This window comes from Streptomyces sp. CB01373, assembly GCF_002803075.1.
In the GTDB taxonomy this organism is placed as follows: Bacteria; Actinomycetota; Actinomycetes; order Streptomycetales; family Streptomycetaceae; genus Streptomyces.
On the sequence record NZ_NNBK01000014.1, the window covers coordinates 159,838 to 174,358 of the forward strand.

General features: G+C 71.2%; 12 protein-coding genes. 6 read left to right on the top strand and 6 right to left on the bottom strand.

Going from position 1 to position 14,521, the window contains the following annotated elements:
* The first annotated feature begins 19 nt into the window (after window positions 1-19).
* The 5 genes from CG719_RS23720 (at window position 20) to CG719_RS23740 (ending at window position 6,947) form a co-directional block, all read left to right on the top strand.
* Window positions 20-1,360, top strand: a complete 1,341-nt coding sequence (locus CG719_RS23720) for a cytochrome P450 family protein (protein WP_100570698.1) — start codon at window positions 20-22, stop codon at window positions 1,358-1,360.
* 2 nt (window positions 1,361-1,362) lie between these two features.
* On the top strand, window positions 1,363-2,376 hold the full coding sequence (locus tag CG719_RS23725; RefSeq protein WP_100570699.1) for an NAD-dependent epimerase/dehydratase family protein: 1,014 nt from the start codon (window positions 1,363-1,365) through the stop codon (window positions 2,374-2,376).
* On the top strand, window positions 2,373-3,167 hold the full coding sequence (locus CG719_RS23730) for a hypothetical protein (RefSeq protein ID WP_100570700.1): 795 nt from the start codon (window positions 2,373-2,375) through the stop codon (window positions 3,165-3,167). The genes CG719_RS23725 and CG719_RS23730 overlap by 4 nt, the downstream gene beginning before the upstream one ends.
* Window positions 3,164-5,494, top strand: a complete 2,331-nt coding sequence (locus tag CG719_RS23735; protein WP_100570701.1) for an amino acid adenylation domain-containing protein — start codon at window positions 3,164-3,166, stop codon at window positions 5,492-5,494. The genes CG719_RS23730 and CG719_RS23735 overlap by 4 nt, the downstream gene beginning before the upstream one ends.
* Before the next feature lie 172 nt (window positions 5,495-5,666).
* On the top strand, window positions 5,667-6,947 hold the full coding sequence (locus CG719_RS23740) for a homoserine dehydrogenase (protein ID WP_100570702.1): 1,281 nt from the start codon (window positions 5,667-5,669) through the stop codon (window positions 6,945-6,947).
* Between the two features lie 234 nt (window positions 6,948-7,181).
* Here the strand turns inward: CG719_RS23740 and CG719_RS37580 are convergent, their stop codons facing one another.
* The 4 genes from CG719_RS37580 to CG719_RS23760 form a co-directional block, all read right to left on the bottom strand.
* Entirely contained in the window at window positions 7,182-7,433 is a 252-nt protein-coding gene (locus tag CG719_RS37580) for a hypothetical protein (protein ID WP_376494986.1), read from the bottom strand.
* A gap of 199 nt (window positions 7,434-7,632) precedes the next feature.
* On the bottom strand, window positions 7,633-8,676 hold the full coding sequence (locus tag CG719_RS23750) for a 2-oxoacid:ferredoxin oxidoreductase subunit beta (protein WP_100570703.1): 1,044 nt from the start codon (window positions 8,674-8,676) through the stop codon (window positions 7,633-7,635).
* Window positions 8,666-10,528 (bottom strand): 2-oxoacid:acceptor oxidoreductase subunit alpha, encoded by a 1,863-nt coding sequence (locus tag CG719_RS23755; protein ID WP_324838443.1) that lies wholly within the window; start codon window positions 10,526-10,528, stop codon window positions 8,666-8,668. The genes CG719_RS23750 and CG719_RS23755 overlap by 11 nt, the downstream gene beginning before the upstream one ends.
* 107 nt (window positions 10,529-10,635) lie before the next feature.
* On the bottom strand, window positions 10,636-11,307 hold the full coding sequence (locus CG719_RS23760) for a TetR/AcrR family transcriptional regulator (protein WP_159024943.1): 672 nt from the start codon (window positions 11,305-11,307) through the stop codon (window positions 10,636-10,638).
* A 317-nt stretch (window positions 11,308-11,624) separates the two neighbouring features.
* Here CG719_RS23760 and CG719_RS23765 point away from each other — a divergent pair, with 317 nt between their 5' ends.
* Window positions 11,625-12,818, top strand: coding sequence for an IS701 family transposase (locus CG719_RS23765; protein WP_100570706.1), 1,194 nt, complete (start codon window positions 11,625-11,627; stop codon window positions 12,816-12,818).
* Here CG719_RS23765 and CG719_RS23770 read toward each other — a convergent pair.
* Both CG719_RS23770 and CG719_RS23775 read right to left on the bottom strand, forming a co-directional pair.
* Window positions 12,752-13,771, bottom strand: a complete 1,020-nt coding sequence (locus CG719_RS23770; RefSeq protein ID WP_234375727.1) for an NAD-dependent epimerase/dehydratase family protein — start codon at window positions 13,769-13,771, stop codon at window positions 12,752-12,754. The genes CG719_RS23765 and CG719_RS23770 overlap by 67 nt on opposite strands.
* An 11-nt stretch (window positions 13,772-13,782) precedes the next feature.
* Window positions 13,783-14,409 carry a ScbR family autoregulator-binding transcription factor gene (locus tag CG719_RS23775; protein WP_100570708.1) on the bottom strand — a complete coding sequence of 209 codons (627 nt, stop codon included), beginning with the start codon at window positions 14,407-14,409 and terminating at the stop codon, window positions 13,783-13,785.
* Window positions 14,410-14,521 lie beyond the last annotated feature (112 nt).

Genomic DNA, 14,521 nt, shown 5'->3' on the forward strand with positions numbered 1-14,521 from the left:
CCAACACCAAGGAGTCGCCATGACACAGGAGATCACCGAGGCCGGCCCTGTCGAGGCCGGCGCGGAGCTGCCGGGGAGGCAGGCGCAGGCGCTGCCCCCGGAGTTCTTCACCCACCCGATCGACGACCGGAACGCGACCTACGCGCAGCTGCGGTCGTCCTGCCCCGTGCGTGCCATCAACCATCCGCCCGGTGCCGAGGCGTACATCGTGTCGGACTACGACACGGCGCTGAAGGCGTTCGGCGACGGCCGTATCTCCAAGTCCCTGGACAACGCGCCGAAGTGGTTCCGCGACCAGCTCTTCGACAACAGCCCCGTCCAGGCCCGCAACATGCTCATCGCGGACGCCCCGGAACACTCGCGGCTGCGCAAGCTGGTCAGCAAGTCCTTCGTTCCGCGCCGCATGGAGAAGCTGCGCCCGCGCATCCAGGAGATCGCCGACGACCTCATCGACGCGTTCCCGGAGTCGGGCGAGATCGACCTGATGGAGTTCGCCCGCGTCCTGCCCGTCATGGTCATCTTCGAGTACCTGCGCGTGGATGTCTCGGACCGCGAGATGCTCTACGACTGGTCCAAGATCCTCGGCGGTGCCCCGTACGCGGACGAGGAGGCCAACAACCGCCTCAAGCAGGTGAGTTCCGCCTTCGAGCAGTACATCCTCGATCTCCTCGAGGCGCGCCGCTCCGACCTGGGCGACGACCTGGTGAGCCAGCTCCTCCGCGCTGCCGACGAGGAGGGCACGTTCACCATCGACGAGATCGCCTCGACGATGTCCCTGGTGATCATCGCGGGCCAGCGCACCACCACGAACCTCATCGGCAACGGCGTTCACGCCCTGCTCACCCACCGCGACCAGTTCGACCTGCTGCGCTCCCAGCCCGATCTGGTGGTCTCGGCAGTCGAGGAGTTCCTGCGCTACGAGTCGCCGAGCTACCGCGGCACCCTGCGCGTCGCCGCGCAGGACATGGAGATCGGCGACGTCCCCATCGGCAAGGAGGCGTTCGTCCACCTGCTGATCGCCGCCGCCAACCGCGACCCGAACATCTTCGACGACCCCGACCGTCTGGACATCACCCGCACCAACAACCGCCATCTCACCTTCGGCCACGGCCCGCACTTCTGCCCGGGGGCCCCGCTGTCCCGGCTGGAGGGCCATGTCGTCTTCCCCACGCTGCTGCGCCGGCTTGAGGGCCTGACTCTGGCCATCGACCCGGCGGACACCGAGTGGGTGTACGACAACTCGGTCAGCCGCGGTCTGGCGAAGCTGCCGGTGTCGTACGAGCGTCTGCGGCCCCGCGCCGCCGACTCCTCCGAGGAGTCGGCCATGACCGGCTGCCCCGTCGCCCACGGGGGTTCCTGAGCATGCGGATCCTCGTATTGGGCGGTACGGCCTTCCTGTCGCACGCCGTCGCCGCCGATGCCGTACGCCGAGGGCACGAGGTCGTTTGCGCGGCGCGCGGCACCTCCGGGAACGTCCCGGAGGGTGCCACGCTCGTCAAGGTCGACCGGCACGCCCCCGACGGCCTCGCCCCGCTGGCGGGCATCGACTTCGACGCGGTGGTGGACGTGGCCACCATGTCGTACCCGTGGGTCCGGGAGGCGCTGCGGGTGCTCGGCACGCGCGCCCGGCACTGGACGTTCGTATCATCCATCAACGTGTACGCCGACGCCGTCACCGCCGGGCAGAACGAGGACGCGGCCCTCCACGAGCCCGCCGAGTCGGGCGCGTCGGCACTCGAACGGATCGAGCACCCGCATCTCTACGGCGCCATCAAGGTCGCCTGCGAGAACGCGGTGCGCGCCGCCCTGGACGAGCGGGCGCTGATCGTGCGCTCCGGGCTCATCGTGGGCCCCGGCGACGTCTCCGACCGCTTCGGCTACTGGCCCGCGCGGATCTCCCGCGGCGGCCGCGTCGCCGTACCGGACGTCCCCGAGCAGCCCACGCAGGTGCTCGACGTACGTGACCTCGCGGCGTGGATCGTCGGCGCGGGCGAACAGGGCATCGCAGGCACCTACAACGGAGTCGGCCCCAGCCTGCCCTTCGGCAACCTGCTCGACCTGATCGTCAAGACGGTCGGCGCACCGGACACCGACCTCGTGCCGGTCTCCGAGGAGCACCTGGACCGGGCCGGGGTGCAGGTGTGGCGGGGACCGAAGTCGCTGCCGCTGTGGGTGCCCCCGGAGGACCGCGGATTCATGGCCCACGACCACACCCGGGCCGTCGCCGCCGGTCTCACCCACCGCCCGATCGAGGACGTCGTCCGCGACGTCCTCGCCCACGAGCGTCGCCTCGGTCTCGACCGCGAGCGCGAGGCGGGGCTCACCCCGGCCGAGGAGGCCGAGCTGCTGCGGAAGCCGGGGGGAGAACCACGATGAGCGCGAACAGCTGGCGCAGGATCGGCGAGGGCGACCCGGCCCGTACGGTCCTGGCGGTCGACTTCGACTCCACCGGCAGGCCGGAGGCCGACTTCCGCCGCCTCGCCGCGCGTCTGACGCCACGGGAGATCTGGCAGACCGCCCAGCCCGCCGAGGCCGAGAACGAGCTGCTGTCGGCGCAGGACTATCTGCGCCGGTGGCGCCGGCTCCCGGAGGGCCCCCGGCACATCGACACCGTCATGGGCTACTGCGTCGGCGGTGTGTTCGCCGCCGCGCTCGCCGACGAGATCGCCTCGGAGCAGGGGGAGCGGCCGGCGCTGCTGCTGCTCGACCCCGAGCCGGTGGCCCGGCTGAGCCTGTACCGCGACTTCCGCAAGACCGTCGACACCCTCACGGTGGTGCCGGAACAGGAGCGGTCCGACGCGGTCGCCGAGGTCCTGGCGGTCTGCGAGGCGGCCGGCGAGGAGGACTTCACCGCCACCGCGGCCCAGGTCGTCAAGGTCTACGAGACCGTCGCCGGCACCGCGTTCGACCTGCTCGGGTTCGACGAGGAGACCAGCGAGGACCTGCTCGGCCTGTTCCGGTCCTACGTCTCCTACCTGCACGCGGCCCGGCAACTGCACCCGGAGGAGGGCTGGGCCGCGGCGCTCGCCCTGACCTCGGCGCACGGCGGTCCGGGTGCCGTGCACGCACGCGCCGTACGGCGCTTCCCCGTGGACACCGCGACTCTGCTCGACACCCCGGACGTGGCCGAGGCCGTACACCGATTCCTGTTGGAGCGTGGCGCATGACCGTGCACGACACACAAGCACCGCGGACCACGTCCGCGGGAGGGATCCTCCTCGACGACGTCACCGCGTCGTCGGCCGCCGACTGGGCCGACCACGTCCTCGCCTGCGCTGCGGCCTACCGCTACCGGCTGACCTCGGAGGGGGACGTGGAGCTCAGGGTGGCCGGCCTGCCCGGGCCGCTCAGGCTCCGCGTCGAGCCCACGACGACCCTGGCCGAGCTGGTGGAGCGGGTCCGCGCGGCCCGCACCTCGCCGGTCACGGCCGAGGCCGTCGCCGCGCCCGGCGGCACACAGGTGCTCCTCGACGCGGGCCCGGTGGCGGTGGACGGCCTCGCCCTCGTCCTCACCCTCGACGCGGACGGCCGCCTTGACGCCCGGGCGCGGGGCAACCCGGAGCGCCACAGCGACGAGGAGTTGGCGGCGCACACCGACCGTCTCAGCCACTTCACCCGGCGCCTCCTGGAGGCCGGCCCGACGGCCGAGGTGGGCGGCGTCGAGCTGCTCACGCCTGCCGAGCACCACCAGATCATGCACGTGTGGAACGACACCGCGCACCCGGTGCCGACCCTGACGCTTCCCGAGCTGGTCGAGGCGAACACCGCGGCGCATCCGGAGCGGACCGCCCTCAGCCACCGTGACCAGCGGCTCAGCTACGCCGAGCTGGACGGGCGCGCCAGCCGGATCGCCCGGCTGCTGATCGCCGACGGCGCCGGCCACGGGGACATCGTCGCCATGGTGCTGCCGCGGTCGGTCGACTACGTCGTCACGGCCCTCGCCATCGTCAAGACGGGCGCCGCCTATCTGCCGGTGGACACGAGCTACCCGGTGGAACGCATCAACCAGGTCCTCGCCGACGCCGGGGTCACCCATGTGGTGACCGTGCGGGAGCTGACGGACTCGGTCCTGGTGCCCGCGCGGCAGTTGGTCCTGGACGACCCGGACGCCGTGGCCCGGCTCGCGGCGGCCACCCCGGCTCCGCCCACGGACGCCGACCGGCGCGCACCGCTCACCCCCGACTCCCCGGCCTACGTGCTCTACACCTCGGGTTCGACGGGACGCCCCAAGGGCGTGGTGGTCGCCCACCGTGCCATCACCAACCGGCTGCACCACATGCAGCACCAGATGCCGCTGGGGCCGAACGACCGGCTGCTGCAGAAGACGCCGGCCGGGTTCGACGTGACCGTGCGCGAGGTGTTCTGGCCGCTGCTCGCCGGGGCGTCGATCGTGGTCGCCGACCCCGACGGGCACCGCGACCCCGCGTACCTGGCCGAGACGATCGCCACCGAGAACATCACCATCACGCACTTCGTGCCCTCCGGCCTGAAGGTTTTCCTGCGGGAGCCGGGCGCCGCCGCCTGTACGAGCCTGCGCCGTGTGGTGTGCGGCGGCGAGGCCCTGCCCGCCGAACTGCAGGCGTGGTTCTCCTCGGTCCTCGACGCCGACCTGTTCAACGTCTACGGCCCCACCGAGGCGGCCGTGGACGTGACCTCGATGCTGTGCCCGAAGAAGCCCGAGCCCGGCCCGGTGCTGATCGGCCGGCCGGTATGGAACACCCGCCTCTACGTGCTCGACGAGCAGCGCCGCCAGCTGCCGCCCGGGGTGACCGGCGAGCTGTACCTCGCCGGTGTCCAGCTGGCCGAGGGATACCTGGGCCGGCCCGACCTGACCGCTGAGCGCTTCGTCGACGACCCGTACGGCGGGCCCGGCGCCCGCATGTACCGGTCCGGGGACGCGGCGCGCTGGCGGGCCGACGGCGTCATCGAGTTCTTCGGCCGGCTCGACCACCAGGTCAAGATCCGAGGGTTCCGGGTCGAGCTGGGGGAGATCGAGTCCGTCCTGCTGCGCGACGGGCAGCTCAGCCAGGCGGTCTGCCTCGTCCGCGAGGACACTCCGGGCGACCAGAGGCTGGTGGCGTACGTGGTCTCCGCGAACGACGCGGCCCCCGACCTGGACAAGCTGCGCGCGCAGGCCGAGTCGGCGCTGCCCGACTACATGGTGCCGAGCGCGTTCGTCGTCCTGGAGCGGCTGCCGCTCACCGCCAACGAGAAGCTGGACCAGGGGGCCCTGCCCCGGCCCGAGTCCCAGGTGGCCCGCGCGGGACGTGAACCGGCCACGGCGGGGGAGATCCTGGTGGCCGAGCTGTTCACCGAGCTTCTCGGCATCCGGGACGTCGGCGTCGAGCAGCACTTCTTCACCTCCGGCGGCAACTCCCTTCTGGCCAGCCGGCTGATCAACGACATCCACGAGCGCTCGGGTGTGCGCCTGCGGATCAGGCAGCTCTTCCAGGATCCGACCGTCGGCGCGATCGCCGGCCTCATCACCCCGTAGACCGCCCACATCAGCCCGTGGGCCGCGCCCGCGGCGGTGCCGGCACACCCCTGCCGGCACCGCCCGGGCTCGCCACCGTGGACGCGGGACCGCCCGCCGGGCGTCCACGCCCTTTCCCCTCCCGGCCGACCACGGCCCTCTCACTTCGGTCTCGGAAACGGAGCAGTCCGACATGCGCACTCTGAAGGTAGCTCTGCTGGGTTGCGGCGTCGTCGGCAGCGATGTCGCACGGTATCTGGCGGCTCACGAAGCCGACCTCACCGCACGCATCGGCGCCCGGGTGGAGCTCGCCGGGGTGGCGGTGCGCCGCGCGGACCTGCCTCGCCCCGGCATCCCCTCCCACCTCGTCACCACCGACGCGGACGCCCTGGTGACCCGGGGCGACATCGACGTCGTGATCGAGGTCATCGGCGGCGTCGACCGCCCGTACGACCTGATCACGAAGGTGTTCGCCCACGGCGCCTCCGTCGTCAGCGCCAACAAGGCCCTGATCGCCACCGAGGGCGCCGCACTGCACGCCGCCGCCCGCGACAGCGGCGTCGACCTGTTCTACGAGGCCGCGGTGGCCGGTGCCGTACCCCTGCTGCGGCCGTTGCGCGAGTCCCTGGCCGGCGACCGGGTCACCCGGGTGCTCGGCATCGTCAACGGCACCACCAACTTCATCCTCGACCGCATGGACACCGCCGGCTGGGAGTACCCGAGGGCACTGAAGGAAGCCATGGCCCTCGGCTACGCGGAGGCCGATCCGACCGCTGACGTCGAGGGCCACGACGCGGCCGCCAAGGCGGCCATCCTCGCCGGGCTCGCGTTCAACACCCGGGTCCGCCTCGACCAGGTGCACCGCGAGGGCATCACTGACATCACCGCAGCGGACATGGCCGCCGCCCGGTCCGTGGGCCGGGTGGTCAAACTCCTCGCCGTCTGCGACCGCGCCCCGGACGGCGACATCACCGTCCGGGTACACCCGGCGATGCTGCCCGCCGGCCATCCGCTGGCCTCGGTGCGCGACGCGTTCAACGCGGTGTTCGTGGAGGCCGACGCCTCGGGGCAGCTGATGTTCTACGGCCCCGGCGCCGGCGGGGCGCCCACGGCCGCCTCCGTGCTCGGCGACCTCGTCGCCGCCTGCCGCAACCGGCTCGCCGGTGTCACAGCGTCCGACGACACGGCGTACGAACGACGCCGGGTCCGGCCGATCGGGGACGTGATCACCCGCTACCACATCACCCTGGACGTGACGGACCAGCAGGGCGTCGTCGGCGCCGTGATCGCCGTACTCGAACGCCACGGGGTGTCCGTCGAGGACTTCCGGCAGACGCGTGCCGACGGCGGCGCCCGGCTGTTCCTGTCCACCCAGCGCGCCCTGGACGGGGCGCTCTCCGCGGCCGTGGCGGCACTGCGCGACCTGACCCAGGTGCGGGGCGTGCCGCGCACCATCCGCACCGAGGCCCTCTGACCGCGGGGGCCTTCGACCGCCACCCGTACGCTCCCGGCCGGAAGGGCCGCACGCCCCCCGCCACGAACCCACCCGGCGTGGTTTCGCCGGCGACAACCACGCCGGGGTCCACCCCGAGGCGCTGGTGGCGATCGCCCGCGCCGACGGCGGCCACCAGCCGAGCTACGGCGGTGACGTCCACACCGAACGACTGGGGCGGACCGTCCGGGGCCACTCCGGTCCCGCAGCGGACGTTCACCCGGTCCTGAGCGGCACCGGGGCCAACGTGGCGGCGCCGCAGGCCATGCTCGACGTCTGCCAGGCCGTCATCTGCACCGGACACAGCCCAAGGTCGTCTCCCTCACCCAGTGCACCGAGACCGGGCTCCGCCACACCGACGACGAGATCCACGCCCTCTGCGAGCAGGCCCACGGCCTGGGCCTGCTGGTACACATGGACGGCGCCCGGGGCCAACCACGTCTTCGCCGTCCTGCCACCGGACGTCACGCGGCGACTGCTGAAACGCTTCCCGTTCCGACGTCTGGAACGAGCGCACCGGTGAGGTCCGTTGGGTGACCGCCTTCGACACCACCGAGGAGGACGGGGACACGTTCGCGGTCGCCATCGGGGAGGAACTCGGGGCCGGCTGAGGCAAACAGAAGGCGGCACCACCGGTCGAACCGGTGGTACCGCCTTCCGCTCAGGATCAGCCGACGACGGTCCAGGTGTCGCCACCGGCGAGCAGCGCCGCCAGATCCCCCTTGCCGTATCGCTCGATCGCGGTGTCGAGCTGGTCGGCCATCTCTGTGTCGTAGACGGCCCGTTCCACCGAGCGGAACACACCGATCGGGGTGCGGTGCAGCGTGTCCGGGTCCGCCAGCCGCGACAGCGCGAAGGCGGCAGTGGGGGACGGGGTGTGGGCGTCGTGGACCAGGACCTGTGCCTCGTTCTCCGGGGTCACCGTGACCACTCTCAGGTCGCCGGTGAGCTGGTCCCGTACCACCCCCTGCGACAGGTCGCCGCCGAAGCGGATCGGCTTGCCGTGCTCCAGTCGGATCACTGCCTCCTCGGCCCGCTGCCCCGGTTTTGAATTGGATGCGGTCTTGAGGGCGTCGAAGGCGCCGTCGTTGAAGATGTTGCAGTTCTGGTAGATCTCCACCAGCGCGGTGCCCGGGTGGGCGGCGGCCTGACGCAGCACCTCGGTGAGGTGCTTGCGGTCGGAGTCGATCGTGCGGGCCACGAAGGACGCCTCCGCGCCGATCGCCAGGGACACCGGGTTGAAGGGCGCGTCCAGCGAGCCCATCGGCGTCGACTTGGTGATCTTGCCGACTTCCGAGGTCGGCGAGTACTGCCCCTTGGTCAGGCCGTAGATCCGGTTGTTGAACAGCAGGATCTTGAGGTTGACGTTGCGGCGCAGGGCGTGGATCAGGTGGTTGCCACCGATCGAGAGCGCGTCACCGTCACCCGTCACCACCCACACGCTCAGGTCCCGTCTGCTGGTGGCAAGTCCGGTGGCGATGGCGGGGGCGCGGCCGTGGATGGAGTGCATCCCGTAGGTGTTCATGTAGTACGGGAAGCGCGAGGAGCAGCCGATGCCCGAGACGAACACGATGTTCTCGCGGGCCACGCACAGCTCCGGCATGAAACCCTGCACGGCGGCGAGGATCGCGTAGTCACCGCAGCCCGGGCACCAGCGCACTTCCTGATCGGACTTGAAGTGCTTGGGCAGGAGGCGGAGTTCAGTGGTCATGGATGATCGCCTCCAGTGTGTGGGCGAGCTGCTCTTCCTTGAACGGCATGCCGTTCACCTGGGTGACGGACCGCACGTCGACCAGGTACTTCGCCCGGACCAGGGTGGCGAGCTGGCCGAGGTTCATCTCCGGCACGACGACCCGCTCGTACCGGCGCAGGACGATGCCGAGGTCACGCGGGAAGGGGTTGAGGTGGCGCAGGTGCGCCTGCGCCACCGGCTGCCCGGCCCGGCGCAGCCGCCGTACCGCGGCCGTGATCGGCCCGTACGTCGAGCCCCAGCCCAGGACCAGCGTCTTCGCCTCGTCCGGGCCGTCGACCTCCAGGTCCGGTACGTCGATGCCGTCGATCTTGGCCTGCCGGATGCGGACCATGAAGTCGTGGTTGGCGGGGTCGTAGGAGATGTTGCCGGTGCCGTCCTGCTTCTCGATGCCGCCGATGCGGTGCTCCAGGCCGGGCGTGCCGGGGATCGCCCACGGCCGGGCGAGGGTGTGCGGGTCGCGCTTGTAGGGCCAGAACACCTCGGTGCCGTCCGGAAGGGTGTGGTTGGGGCCCTGCGCGAACCGCACGTGCAGGTCCGGGAGTTCGTCCGGCTCCGGGATGCGCCAGGGCTCGGAGCCGTTGGCGAGGTAGCCGTCCGACAGCAGGAAGACCGGGGTGCGGTACGTCAGCGCGATCCGGGCCGCCTCGATCGCCGCGTCGAAACAGTCCGCCGGCGTCCGTGCCGCGATCACGGGAACCGGGGCCTCGCCGTTACGGCCGTACATCGCCTGCATCAGGTCGGCCTGCTCGGTCTTGGTCGGCAGACCCGTCGAGGGCCCGCCGCGCTGGATGTCGACGATCAGCAGCGGCAGCTCCAGCGAGACCGCGAGCCCGATGGCCTCCGACTTCAGGGCCACACCCGGGCCGGACGTCGTCGTCACCGCCAGCGACCCGCCGAAGGCGGCACCGAGGGCGGCACCGATCCCGGCGATCTCGTCCTCGGCCTGGAAGGTCCGTACGCCGAAGTTCTTGTGCTTGCTCAGCTCGTGCAGGATGTCCGAGGCCGGGGTGATCGGGTACGAGCCCAGGTACAGCGGCAGATCCGCCTGCCGGGACGCGACGACCAGGCCGTAGGACAGTGCGAGGTTGCCGGAGACGCTGCGGTACGTGCCGGTCGGGAACGCGGTGGCCGCCGGGGCGACCTCGTAGGAGACGGCGAAGTCCTCCGTCGTCTCACCGAAGTTCCAGCCCGCGCGGAGCGCCGCGATGTTGGCGGCCGCGATGTCGGGCCTCTTGGCGAACTTCGACTTCAGGAACTTCTCGGTGCCCTCGGTGGACCGGTGGTACATCCACGACAGCAGGCCGAGCGCGAACATGTTCTTGCTGCGCTCGGCCTCCTTGCGGGAGAGTTCGAACTCCTTCAGCGCCTCCACCGTCAGCGTGGTCAGCGGCACCGGGTGGAGGCGGTAGCCGTCGAGTGAGCCGTCCTCCAGCGGCGAGGTCGCGTAGCCCGCCTTCCGGATCGCCCGCCCGGTGAACTCGTCGGTGTTGAAGATCACTTCGGCGCCGCGCGGCAGATCGCCGATGTTCGCCCGCAGCGCCGCCGGGTTCATCGCGACGAGTACGTCCGGGGCGTCGCCCGGCGTGAGGATGTCGTGGTCGGCGAAGTGCAACTGGTAGGAGGAGACCCCGGGCAGCGTCCCGGCGGGGGCCCGGATCTCGGCGGGGAAGTTCGGCAGTGTGGCGAGGTCGTTGCCGAACGACGCGGTCTCCGCGGTGAAGCGGTCGCCGGTGAGCTGCATGCCGTCACCCGAGTCGCCCGCGAACCGGATGATCACCCGGTCCAGCCGGCGGACTTCCTTGATGTACACGGTGCTCCTCTCGTCGCGCTCGGATGGAAGCCGCAGCCGAAACTATGGGGCGAGAGGGGGCGCGTCCCAGCCCCCGGCCAAGTCCGCTCCCGATCTTGGCAAGTCGCCTAAACAGCACCGTCCTCTGCCGTCCGTGCCCGTCCTGGAGCACTCCGCGTGCGGGCCCCGGTCCGCCGCTGCTGGGGAAGGCGCACGGTCGGGGAGAGCCCGCGCAGCGTGAGCTCCCAGATCTCGGCGACCTGGGTCACCGCGCGGACATGGTCCGGCTCCGCGGCCTCGCCGCCGGTGTGGATGAGCACCTCGGCGCCGGTCACGAGATGCGTGACCAGGGAGAGGAGCGCACGCGGGTGGGTGCCGGGGCTCAGGGTCTCCTCGGGCACACGGGTCACCAGATCCTCGATCACGGGAATCCACGAGGAGGGCCACGGCGAGGTGGTCGCCACGCGCTCGCGGCTGAGCCCGGCGGCGGCCCGGACCACGGAACTCTCCTCAAGCAGACCGACGACGGCGAGGGTGATGGCGATGATGGTCTCCAGCGGGGGCTGACGTGTTCTGAGGATCCGTTGCACCACTTCGTCGGTGAGCGCGATGCCGTGTTGCTGCACCGCGTCGGCGAGTGCGGCCTTCGAGCGGAAGTGGAAGGTCAGCGCGCCCATGGAGGTGCCCGCCCCCGCGCAGATCCGTCCCAGTGACGTGGCCTCGAAGCCCGCGGCGTCGAAGGCGTCGGCGGCGGCCCGGACGAGGGACTCGCGGGTCCGGACCGCTCTTCCCTGTTTCACCGTGGACAGCCTCCGCGGGCCGGGCGGTCGTCGCGTTCCGCGCACGTCCGCGATCGCGTCATTGCTGGTCTCCTCTCAATGCGATGGGCCGCGTTGCTGTCCAGCTTCTGGTGGCGAGAGCTCCGTCACAACGCCGACTTCCGATAGATGTACGGGGTTTGGTGGCCGCATCTGCATCTGTGCCCGTTTTTTACGGAAACGCCTGCGGGTACTTCAGTGACTTGCCGAAGTCTCACCGAAAGCGCCCATCCCCCTCAAAAACAAAGAGAACGTTCGCTATTCTTTTTTGGTCGGCATGCACGTGGAGGGAGCGCACCATGGCCGGGCAGCACCTGGTTCTGTCACCGCAGTGGAGTACGGCCTCGCTGAACACCTTCAGCGACACACTCTTCGGACATCTCCCACGGGCCGACCAACGACGATGGGCCCTGGGCTACCTGCGCGGGCTGCTCGCGACGCCGGGCAAGAAGTCCATACGCCGCCTTGCCGCCGCGATCTCGGCGTCGCCGACGGCGTCGCAGTCTCTGCAGCAGTTCATCAACACCAGCCCCTGGGACTGGGAACCGGCCCGTGAGGAACTGACCCGGGTCGTACAGGGGCGCACCACGCCCCTGGCCCTGACGGTCGCCTCGGCGTTCCTGCCCAAGCGCGGCGCGCACTCGTGCGGGGTGCACCGCCGTTTCGTGCCACGGCTGGGCCGGACCATCAACTGCCAGATGGGAGTCGGGCTGTTCCTCTCCTCCGGGGACATGCACCTGCCGGTGGACTGGCGTCTGATGCTTCCCGAGCGGTGGAGCGACGACGCGGACCTGCGTGAGCGGGCCAGGATTCCCGGTACAGCCCGCCATCGCCCGTACTGGGAGCACATCCTCGATCTGCTCGATATGGTCTCGTCCCGCGCGGGACTCACCGCGGTCCCCGCGGTGGTGGACATGAGCGAGTGCCCGGACGCGACCCTCCTGGTCAACGGCCTGAGCCGGCGGGGGCAGAACTTCGTCGTGGCGGTGCCGCCCGGTCTGCGGATACTCCCGCTCGGCCCTCGCGCCGCCCCTGCCGACGCCCAGGACGCCCAAGGCGCCCTGTCCGTTCAGGAGTTCCTGCACCGGCATGGCACCCACCAGACATACGCCACGGTGCACGCCCCGGGCCGCGGTGACGTGAGGATGCTGTCCACCCGGGTCCGGTTGCCCGGCAGCAGGCAGACCCACCGCCTCCTCGCCGAGTGGGACCCCGCCCGGCAGGGCGCCCCGCGCGCATGGCTCTCCACCCTCCTCGACGAACGCGCCGGGCGCATCGCCGCGCTCGCCCACCTGGCTTCCGGCGCCGCCGCCACCGTGAGCCGCCTTGAGGAGGACTGCGGCCTCCTCGACTTCGAGGGCCGCTCCTACCCCGGCTGGCACCATCACATGACCCTGGTCTCCGCCGCCTACACCTACAGCCGTCTCTACTCCCCGGCCTCCACCACCCCCGCCGCGCCCGAGGCCCCCGCCTCACTGCCCCGCACCGCCTGAGGACCCCAGGGTCTTTCGGCGAGGAACGACCTGTACCACGCGGACGCGGAGGCGAGGCGGGCGAGCGGGCCGGGGCCCTCCGGGCAGCCGGTGAGGCGCCAGATCTCCTCGCCGCGGTACCAGTGGTCGAGGGCGAGGAGGGAGAACTGGCGCTCGCTCATCGGACCCGGCACCTCGCGCAGTCGGCGTACGCAGGCGTCCCAGGGCCATGACCCGGTCACACTCGGCAGTACGCCGAGGGAGGCGAGTGTGGTCAAAAGGTCCCGGACGCGTACGGGGCGGGTGTGGGCGGCGTGATGGATGCCCGTGGGCGGCGCGTCCGGCATGAGCGCCGTCGTCGTGATCAGCCGTGCGAGGTCCTCGACGTCGATGAGGGACAGCAGGCCGCGTCCGCCGTCCCAGAGGGCCGGAACCCGCGCGAGCAGTTCGGCCAGCGCCGGGACGACCCAGCGGTCGCCCTGGCCCACGATCAGACCGGCCCGCAGCACCGTGCCGCCCGTCGCCAGCACGTGCCGCTCGCTTTCGAGCCGGGTGGCGCTGGCCGCGGAGACAGGCGCCGGCGCGATCTCGTTCACGGTGAGCCCGCGGTGCGGCCCGGCTCCGTACACCGCGGTCGTCGAGAGCTGGACGACGCGTCGGACACCGCTGCGGCGGGCCTCCTCGATGAGCGTCGCGGTCCCCCGGACGTTGACGGCCTCGCACGCGCGCGCCTCGCCGGACACCCGGGACGCGAGGTGCACCAGGACGTGCACACCGTCCAGCGCTCCGGACAGCGAGGACGGATCGGTCAGGTCCGCGGGGCACCACGACGGGCCCGCCTCGTCCCGGAGCCGTCTCCCGGGAGGTGTGCGCACCAGGGCGCGCACGTCGTCGACGCGGCCGTCGGCACGCGCTTCGAGGAGCCCGCGGAGCACCACCGAACCGACGAAGCCCGTGGCTCCGGTGACCGCCACGCGGGGCGGCCTCACGCGGTCGCCGCCGACCCGTCGTGGGGGATGACGAGCTGCGCGACGACCTCGTCCGGCGCCAGGGCGGGCAGCAGGCAGCGCCACATGGCAGCGATCAGCTCGGGCAGGTTGGCCCGCTCGCTGGAGATCTCGGACATGATCTGCGTACCGGTGAAGGCACCGACGATCACGCGCGCGAAGTCCGCTTCGTCGACGTAGGGGCGCAACTGTCCCCTCGTGCGCGCCTCGACCAGGGTCTCCCGGAAGTGGTCGATCCAGAACTCGTAGATCGAGTACTCCTGAAGACCCGATTCGTTCTGCTCCACCGCCAGCCGGACGCCGGCCCGCAGCAGCGTGTTGCTCTTCAGTTCGCACGCCAGGTACCCGGTTATGTCGAGCAGTTGCTGGAGGCCGGGCTCGCTCGGGGGGAACTCCAGATCGGCGGCCTGCTCCATGATGACGGCTCTGGCCAGGGCTTCCTTGTTCTTGAAGTGGAAGTACATGGCCCCGGCCGTCAGCCCGGCCCGTTCCAGGATCTTGTTGACGCTCGCGCCGGAGTACCCGGCCGCGTCGAAGATCTCGGCCGCCGCCCTGAGCAGTACTTCTCGGGTACGAACGGCACGTTCCTGCCTGCGTCGTGCCATCACTGACCGCCCCAACCTCTCGACAAACAAAAAGAACGACCTCTATGTTATCCGAGGCGGCACGCATGCGTGTCCGCTCGTTATCGCTTTGGCATTCGCCAGCAGCCCAAGG

Bases quoted from the DNA above. Each gene is read 5' to 3' on its own strand.
- CG719_RS23720 (WP_100570698.1), top strand. From the start codon at position 20: ATGACACAGGAGATCACCGAGGCCGGCCCTGTCGAGGCCGGCGCGGAG.
- CG719_RS23725 (WP_100570699.1), top strand. From the start codon at position 1,363: ATGCGGATCCTCGTATTGGGCGGTACGGCCTTCCTGTCGCACGCCGTC.
- CG719_RS23730 (WP_100570700.1), top strand. From the start codon at position 2,373: ATGAGCGCGAACAGCTGGCGCAGGATCGGCGAGGGCGACCCGGCCCGT.
- CG719_RS23735 (WP_100570701.1), top strand. From the start codon at position 3,164: ATGACCGTGCACGACACACAAGCACCGCGGACCACGTCCGCGGGAGGG.
- CG719_RS23740 (WP_100570702.1), top strand. From the start codon at position 5,667: ATGCGCACTCTGAAGGTAGCTCTGCTGGGTTGCGGCGTCGTCGGCAGC.
- CG719_RS23750 (WP_100570703.1), bottom strand. From the start codon at position 8,676: ATGACCACTGAACTCCGCCTCCTGCCCAAGCACTTCAAGTCCGATCAG.
- CG719_RS23765 (WP_100570706.1), top strand. From the start codon at position 11,625: ATGGCCGGGCAGCACCTGGTTCTGTCACCGCAGTGGAGTACGGCCTCG.
- CG719_RS23775 (WP_100570708.1), bottom strand. From the start codon at position 14,409: ATGGCACGACGCAGGCAGGAACGTGCCGTTCGTACCCGAGAAGTACTG.